The sequence below is a fragment of the Parachlamydiales bacterium genome, from assembly GCA_041671045.1.
GTDB lineage: Bacteria > Chlamydiota > Chlamydiia > Chlamydiales > JABDDJ01 > JABDDJ01.
The window spans coordinates 123,650-132,464 of the sequence record JBAZCF010000010.1; the positions used below are offsets into that span (position 1 = coordinate 123,650).

Sequence of the window (8,815 nt, forward strand, 5' to 3'; positions counted from 1 at the left end):
ATGAAGTTGGAATTCTCATACTACAAATAGGAAATAACTGTAAATGTTCAGATGGATCTATCAAGCCTGCTTTGCAGGAGTATTATGTTCGTATTTACCAAAAGCTGTTTATGATTCCATTAAAACCGGTAAATATCAAACTTCCTATAAAAAGAAGCTTGGAAATGACCTGCCTATCAATAAGGATCCGTCACAACCCATCATCTGGTTGCATGCCGTTTCCATGGGAGAAACCCGTGCAATTGTTCGGTTAGCTAAATTATTCAAACAACGTCACCCTGAGTATGCTCTCCTTATCTCCTCTACGACTGAGACCGGGCATGCAGAAGCTAAAAGATCCATGCCTTTTGCAGATTACTTCATATATCTCCCGTTAGATTTTCCCTACTTTTTGAAAGACGCTATGAAGCAATTCCCGCCAGCAATAGTGCTCATGAGCGAGTCGGATATATGGTGGAATTTCCTTAGAATGGCTAAAAAAGCCGGTGCCAAAATCGGGATTGTCAATGGCAAGCTATCCGAACGTTCAGCTAGCCGTTTAAACTTTATTCCTAGCGTAGGGAAACGATTATATGAAAATATCGATTTATGCTGTGCTCAGTCCAAGGAATACTCCGAAAGATTCAAGACGTTGGATATTCCCCAAATCACCATTACGGGTAATACGAAATTCGATTTTGATGCAGTAAAGACGGAGCCTCTTTTAAAACTGGCACCCGAAACTGAATTGGTTGTGTTAGGATCAACACATCCACGTGAAGAGGAAGCTTTGTTAAGTCAACTTGCTCCCTTGCTAAAAGAGCGGGCAAATCTAAAATTAGTCATCGTTCCGCGCCATCCCGAACGCTTTGATGCCGTTTACAAAATGTTAGAAACTTATCAAGTTCCACTGCAACGATATTCTAATTTTGATCAAGATCAACCCTGGCGTATATTGTTAATTGATGCCATGGGCATTCTTGGACAAATTTATCGCCAAGCAACAGTAGCGGTAGTTTGCGGAAGCTTCACTCCCGGGGTGGGTGGTCATAATATTGTGGAACCCTGTTTAGCCGGAACACCCGTCTTGTTCGGACCGTACATGGAAACACAAAAAGAACTCGTTAACATTGTTAAACAGTATGGTACAGGCAAACAATCCTCTGTCGAAGAGTTTACGAAAGACCTTAACACAATTTTAGACGATAAGCAGAAAAGGGAAGAGTTGAAAACGAATTGCGCCGCCATGGTCAAAGAGATCCAGGGAGCTACCGAACGTACTTATCAAGCTTTATCACTCTGGCTTAAGGAATCTGCACATGTATGAAGAAGCCCTTCCCTATTTCATCTTTTCTGTCTGGGCAGTACTAGCCTTATACATTGCTATTTCTAGGGGCGGGCTTAGACGTATTTATCCCCGCGACGAAAGACCTCTCGCCGCTGTATTCGTCCCTCTAACATTAGCCGCATTTTTCCTATATATTCTTTTTCAAGGAGTGCTAATCCCTTTGATAGCAAGGTTGTTTATCTGCAAGGAAGACATCTGCATAGCTTCCAATGGTCTTCTAACAATTATTTCCGATATCGGAATCGTCGCGAGCGCACTGGCTGTCACCGCCCTATCTCTTCTTCCTCCTATCCGTCATACTATCTGGGGTGAAGGAAATTATCTTGTTAAATTTCTACGTGGTGCCCGCTGGTGGTTGTTTGTCTATCCCATTGCAGTTATCTTTAGCTCCATCATCAAACTCATCCTCCATCTTCTTGTGGACTACTCAGTCTCGACGCAAGTTGCAGTCGACTTTCTCATGAAGCTATTAGACAACCCCTGGTTATTTTATCTTAATGGATTCCTTGTAGCCTTTGTAGTGCCTGTTTCGGAAGAACTTCTTTTTAGGGGGTTCTTATACAATGCCTTAAAAGGATTCCTATCGATCAAAGTCGCCATAGTCCTTAGTGCTTTATGCTTTTCTCTTTTCCATTTTGATGTTTCACAAAGCATTACGAATATCGAACTTATCTCGGTTATATTCTTACTAGGATTAGTCCTTGCATGGGTTTATGAAAGGGAAAAATCTATCTGGGCATCCATTGGTCTGCATGCCACTTTCAATTTTGTAAGCATTCTCAGTATAATGTTTGAAAAATAATCCTTTTCCCTGTTTCCATTATGAATACCCCAGTTCCTCCTGAGATCAAAACCACCCCTATGATGCTTCAATGGCATGCCTGCAAAGAAAAAGCCGGCACTGCATTACTGCTCTTTAGGATGGGCGAATTCTACGAAGCCTTTTATGACGATGCCGCCACTATTGCTCGCGAGCTTGACCTTACGCTGACTAAGCGTCAGGACATTCCCATGAGCGGTGTACCCGTACATACAAGTGAAATATACATCGACCGTCTCGTTTCTAAAGGGTACCGTGTAGCTCTTGCTGAACAGTTGGAAGATCCTAAGCAAGCTAAAGGCATTGTTCAAAGGGGTATCGTACGCACAGTGACTCCCGGAACGGTCATCACCTCGGGACTACTTTCTGATTCAACAAACAACTTCATCGCTTCTCTGACTCAAGTGGGGAGTTTTTTTGGTCTCGCTTATCTGGATGTAACTACAGCAGAATTCCGTGCGATCGAACTCACAAGTCCTGATCAACTTTTCCATGAGCTCTACCGCATTAAACCTTCTGAAATCATCGCCTCTCCTAAATGGATTCAAAAGCATGCCGAATTAGTTTTGGAGATGCGTCATTCATGGAACTGCGCAATACACCCTTATGAAGACTGGCATTTTGACCACCAACAAGCTCATGATTATCTTACGCAACACTTTAAAGTCATTTCATTGGATGGATTCGGCCTTAAAGGGATGATTTCCGCTATTAATGCCGGCGGCGGTCTCTTGCACTACCTGCACGAATCCTTAAATGTACCCATTGGACACATCACAGAAATAGCGTGCTATTCTACACAACACTTCATGGCATTGGACAAAGCCACTCAGCGCAACCTTGAACTCACTGAATCCCTTCACGATGGCGGCAAACGTAATACTCTTCTCGATGTCATAGACTCCACCCATACACCCATGGGTGCGCGCCTTTTACGCTATTGGGTAAAGCACCCCCTTCTTTCATTAGAAGAAATCATCCTACGACAGAACTGTATAGAATTTCTGTATAATCAATCCTCCCAGTTGAATAGTATAGGCCGCGCACTGGAAGGCATTCGAGACCTGGAACGTCTAACGATGAAAACAGCCTCCGGGTATGCAATGCCCAGGGACCTGACGGCGTTAAGATTTACTTTAGAATTACTTCCTGCTTTAATCCATTCCCTTGCCGCATGCGGAAGTCTTCCCCAAGTGCTATCTCAAGACTATCAAACCGTAATTGCATCTCCAAATATAGCTCCTATCATTGCAGAATCCATTATAGATGAACCCCCTCTTCGTCTAAATGAGGGAGGTATCTTCCGCACCGGATACAATGCTGAACTGGATGAACTGCGTTCCATCAGTCATGATAGTAAAACATGGATAGTGAACTATCAGCAGCAACTGCGCGAAACAACCGGCATTAAAACGCTCAAGGTCGGCTTCACACGTATGTTCGGCTATTACATTGAAGTCAGCCGCGGCCAGGCGGAGCGCATGCCGTCGGAATTCGAACGCCGTCAAACATTAGTGAATGCTGAAAGATTTATCACAGCCGAACTAAAACAGTTCGAACAGAAAGTATTAAGTGCTGACGAAAAAAGCATTGCTCTAGAAAACCAGCTCTTCTCAAATTTGAGACAGCATATTGCGACCTATTCACAGTCTTTGCAGGAAGTCGCCAAAGCGATAGCTCGTATAGACTGTTTCCAGTCACTCGCTGCTGTAGCCTTAAAGCATAACTATACAAAGCCCACTCTTGACGAATCGAATACCCTCCATATTGAAGCAGGCCGTCATCCTGTCATTGAAGCAGCCAACTCTGCGACGGCATTCACTCCGAATGATACGTGCCTAGACGATGATAAAAATCGTTTGATGATTATCACAGGGCCAAACATGGCAGGTAAGTCGACTTACATACGCCAAGTTGCCCTGATCACATTATTAGCCCAAATCGGCTCTTTCGTACCTGCAAAAAGTGCTGTTATCGGCATTGTCGATAAAATTTTCACCCGTATTGGTGCTAGCGATGACCTGTCACGCGGCTTGTCTACCTTTATGGTAGAGATGACTGAAACAGCTAACATCCTGCATAACGCGACAAATAAGTCCCTAGTGATTCTAGATGAAATTGGACGCGGTACAAGTACTTACGATGGCATTTCTATTGCGTGGTCTGTTGCAGAATATTTACTTACTCATCCTCAAAAAACAGCGAAAACGCTATTTGCAACCCACTATTGGGAACTTACCAAGTTGGAAGAGCTTTTTCCGGGTGCTGTCAACCTGAACGTAGCCATTCATGAGCATGAAGGTCAGATCCATTTCCTGCATAAGATTGTGAAAGGTGTGGGGGACAAAAGCTATGGCATTCATGTCGCACGTCTTGCCGGCTTACCTGCGCCTGTTGTCAACCGTGCTTATGAAGTATTGGCACATCTGGAACAGAATTCGAATCAAAAAGCATTTATCTCTCCACCCAAAGTTAAAAAACCCGTTCCCAAGAAAACGCCTGCAAGTGCTAGCGATTTTCAGCTAACATTTTTCAGCTAAACTAATAGAACGCAGTAATCATTTACTGTGTTCTCATCTCTTCGAACGAAGTCTACTCTATATCAGAAGTTCAAATGACCCTCTAATTTGCCAAAGTGAGCTTGGCACTTTTTGAATCCTCTCATAGCAGAAATCACTTCTGGAGTAAGCTCATCAAAATTCATACTTAAATTAAATGGACTCCAAATATACTCTACTAAGGTATAACACCCATTCCAAGCTTCGTTTTCTGAATGGCTATTTTCCCATTCTAAAATTGCATCTTTTTGGCTTAAATCATCATTCAATGAATCGATCGCAACATCTATTACCCTAGCCACAAAACCTAAATCTGTTTTACAGCCAGGATCTAATCTTAGAAACGATGCACAAGTAATATTTACTTTATTTATCAAAAGGACTTCCAGCTCTTCTCTAAAATTAGAACCAATTATATCCATCAAATCTTGATAATACTCTTGAACATTGATTAGCAAATCTAAGTCCAACTCATAAATATCGTATATAAGATACTGTGAAGGACGTGATATCCTATCATCCGAGATGACCTTGTGATCGTAGTATATTCTGCAGTGTTCAGCAGTCTTTGAATTAAACTTTAAAGATACTCGTGCATCAAACTTGTGTTCAAAATCACCTTTTCCTATCACTGTCCTATACGTTTGATAATGCTGTAAATTGGGAATCAGTATTGAACCTGTAGGTATTTTTGATGCATCCATTGCGATATCATTTAGGTATCCGGAAATACTTTTGCAAGCGATTATTTTTTCATCATTTATCGCATAACCATTGTTATGGGCATCAAAGGACAATTCACAATAAAGTTTAGAGAAATAAATTAACCTACAACATTCATCGAAGGATAGTTTCTTTTTCTCTGCTAATTCGTCACTTTGAGGATCATATCTCAAACGTAATAGGCCGTTCGCTCCCCTATATGAATTCAAAAGAGCATCACTATAATGCTCAGAAATATCATATGAATGAAGAATGAGAATTTTTAGTGTAACAATTAACTCAAAATAACATTGATCGCTTGCTGAGCTATTAATAAATTTTCTAAGGCGTTGAGCAAACTGTGTGTTATTAGATGCATATTTGCAAGCCTCTTCCCATGTCCCGTTGGTTGCATAACCGTATGTTTCGAATTCACTATTAAATTTACCCACTAATCTTGACTCATAGATCGTCAAAAAAGGCATTTTAACCTTCGCTACCCAACATCCTAGAATTCCTGTAAAAAGAGGGATGCCAAAGGAAAGTCCATAAGATAATACAGGATATGCTTCCACTGACTGTCTATAAGTCTCAGAGAACTCTTCTCGGTAGAGATAGGCCCCTGCTGATAAAAGGGCGAAAGCAATCTCTTCTTTATGTTTAGTCACTTTTCTTCTTAAAACATCTATACCCCACAGTATATTCTGTGTATGTGTGACAGGATGTGCACTATTTATGACAGTCATAGATCACCTTATTAATTATTAAGCTAATGTTAATTTTCCGAACTGCTTACTAAAACTAGAAAGGCTATCCAACTTCACAAAATCTGCAGGAGCTAGTGATTCTAAGCTTATGAAGGGCGGAAAAGGTGATCTTACAAAAATGATATCTCCATCAGTAATGGATTCTTCGGGTGTTGAGTCGTCTGCCCACCCCTCTATATCAACTTCTTTCACAAATCTATCTAAGATATGTTCATTCACTTCGCCAATAGCTCGTTCCACTAACTTACCCACAAATGCAGAGCAAGTGATAAATTGGCCATCATCGAAGTCTGAACGCACTTTTTGATTAATCTCATTCTGGAACTTATTCATCAAATTGAAGTGCTGATAAAACGTTCCTGCACACTCAATCATATGAGGGTTAGCAGAATGCTTTTGCGCAAGTCGTTGAATTTTTTCTTGGTATATCTTTTCTACGTTTTCCAATACAGATTCTTCAGAGGGATAGAGTTCTAATAAAAGCTCCATAGACTCATCAGAAATCAATTTTACAAAATCAAGTGTTAATACTTCCGTACACAAAATATTTCTTATGCTTTCAATTTTTCTAAGCTCGATGCCATCGTATGTAATATCAATAACTTTTACTTCATCGTTATTACTTTCACAGAGGATCTGTGCGTGCGAATAGTTATAGAGATCAAAATAACACTCCTTAACTTCATGCTTATACGCAGCAAATTTGTTTTCGTTATGAACGATAATAGCACCCACGGGAATATGCTTTGTCCCCATATCCATAGAAACAATGAACTTCCTACATAGACTCATGAGTTCGATAAGGTCTTTGTCCAGAAATTGCGAGATATCTTCATCCAATTGAATTTCTGAAAGATGAATAATAAATAATAATTCTGCTTGACTTGGATTAAAATTCCCCTCTAGCTTTGTCCTAAGACCTCTCACTAGATCAAAAGTCAACCCTCTGGTATGAAAACTAAACTCCTGAAGCATCTCCAGGTATCCGCTGAATCGTTCTACTAGTTCTTCATCATTTTGCTCAATGATACTTTCCAATCTTTTAGAGAAAAGGGCATTTCCAAAAGCATACCCAAATAACTTACATAAGGTTTCCTCTGAAGGCGAACCATGCAAATTAATGTCTCTAGAAATCATGGCTATCATTTTAGTTTCACGCGGATTCAAAATAGGAAGAGGAGCGGAAAAAAATCGTAATGTACCCCAACACAATGCCAGCGGAATAGCCAAAGCTGCAGCGCAATATCCTTTCTGGACCAAAGATTCTTCTGAATTAAACAATTGACTTATCTGTTCACTCTGATTAACCACGCTCCCAAGAAAGATGCTCGCATAACTTACGTATCTTCCTCTTGGTCCAAGAGTATGGTGCACGGCATCTGTAATGTCTGTAATACAAGGTATTTTGCTTATTGCTGAATAAATCTTAGAAAAACTCACGTTAGTTTCCTTATTAAAATCGACAAATTGTTTAATAGTATAGCTATCAACAAGAATAAAGGCGACTTTAAAAATAAAGCATTTATAATTAGTTGAAATTATTCCAATTATGATGTTTTAAGCCGGCCCTAGTATAGGAGTGCTGCGACTTGTCAAGGGCAACTTACATAATATAAACAACTCAACCTTGCGTAACTGCGAAGCAGTACTTTGCCACGAAGTGGCTACATGATGTTAGCCATGTGTGAATGGAACGCATGGAATGGATACCCCCTAGAATCAAGCCACAAAGTGGCGGCAGATTTAAAATTGGGCTAGAATGAATCGTTAATGTCGCCACTTTGTGGCTCAATTGTTTGCTGAATTTTACCATGTGTTCTTCGCTTCGCTCATTCACACATGGCTAACATCATGTAGCCACTTCGTGGCAAAATACTGCTTCGCAGTTACTTATGAGCAAGATGTCCACCTCTTCATTATTATAATTAAATAACAGCCCAATCTGTCATCTAATGTTGACAATCTTCTTACATTTACTGACTGCGAAGCAGTATTTTGCCACGAAGTGGCTGCATGATGCTAGCCATGTGTGAATGAGCGAAGCGAAGAACACATGGAAAGGATAACCCCTAGAATCAAGCCACAAAGTGGCGGCAGATGTAAAATTGGGCTAGAATGAATCGTTAATGTCGCCACTTTGTGGCAAAATACTGCTTCGCAGTTACTTGTCCACCTCTTCATTATTATAATTAAACAACAGCCCAATCTGTCATCTAATGTTGACAATCTTCTTACATTTACTGACTGCGAAGCAGTACTTTGCCACGAAGTGGCTGCATGATGCTAGCCATGTGTGAATGAGCGAAGCGAAGAACACATGGAAAGGATACCCCCTGGAATCAAGCCACAAAGTGGCGGCAGATGTAAAATTGGTCTAGAATGAATCGTTAATGTAGCCACTTTGTGGCAAAATACTGCTTCGCAGTTACTTATGAGCAAGATGTCCACCTCTTCATTATTATAATTAAACAACAGCCCAATCTGTCATCTAATGTTGACAATCTTCTTACATTTACTGACTGCGAAGCAGTACTTTGCCACGAAGTGGCTGCATGATGCTAGCCATGTGTGAATGAGCGAAGCGAAGAACACATGGAAATGAACACATAGAAATGAACGCATGGAATGGATGTTTTAGGGG

Annotated in this window: 5 protein-coding genes; 3 read left to right on the forward strand and 2 right to left on the reverse strand. The window is 40.7% G+C overall.

The window, feature by feature from the left end; genetic code table 11:
* Window positions 1–43: 43 nt before the first annotated feature.
* Genes WC222_10620 through mutS form a run of 3 tightly spaced genes read left to right on the forward strand, consistent with a single transcriptional unit; the run spans window position 44 to window position 4,687 of the window.
* Window positions 44–1,306 carry a 3-deoxy-D-manno-octulosonic acid transferase gene (locus WC222_10620; GenBank protein ID MFA6916839.1) on the forward strand — a complete coding sequence of 421 codons (1,263 nt, stop codon included), beginning with the start codon at window positions 44–46 and terminating at the stop codon, window positions 1,304–1,306.
* Window positions 1,299–2,129: a type II CAAX endopeptidase family protein gene (locus WC222_10625; GenBank protein ID MFA6916840.1), complete on the forward strand. Its 831-nt coding sequence runs from the start codon at window positions 1,299–1,301 to the stop codon at window positions 2,127–2,129. Before WC222_10620 ends, WC222_10625 begins: the two co-directional genes overlap by 8 nt.
* A 20-nt stretch (window positions 2,130–2,149) precedes the next feature.
* Window positions 2,150–4,687 (forward strand): DNA mismatch repair protein MutS, encoded by a 2,538-nt coding sequence (gene mutS / locus WC222_10630; protein ID MFA6916841.1) that lies wholly within the window; start codon window positions 2,150–2,152, stop codon window positions 4,685–4,687.
* A 62-nt stretch (window positions 4,688–4,749) separates the two neighbouring features.
* On the opposite strand, the gene WC222_10635 is transcribed toward mutS, so the two are convergent.
* Together WC222_10635 and WC222_10640 are read right to left on the reverse strand one after the other, a co-directional pair.
* A complete protein-coding gene (locus tag WC222_10635; GenBank protein MFA6916842.1) occupies window positions 4,750–6,153 on the reverse strand; it encodes a hypothetical protein in 1,404 nt (467 codons plus the stop codon).
* 18 nt (window positions 6,154–6,171) lie between these two features.
* Complete coding sequence (locus WC222_10640) at window positions 6,172–7,614, reverse strand: hypothetical protein (GenBank protein MFA6916843.1); 1,443 nt, start codon at window positions 7,612–7,614, stop codon at window positions 6,172–6,174.
* Between the last annotated feature and the right edge of the window lie 1,201 nt (window positions 7,615–8,815).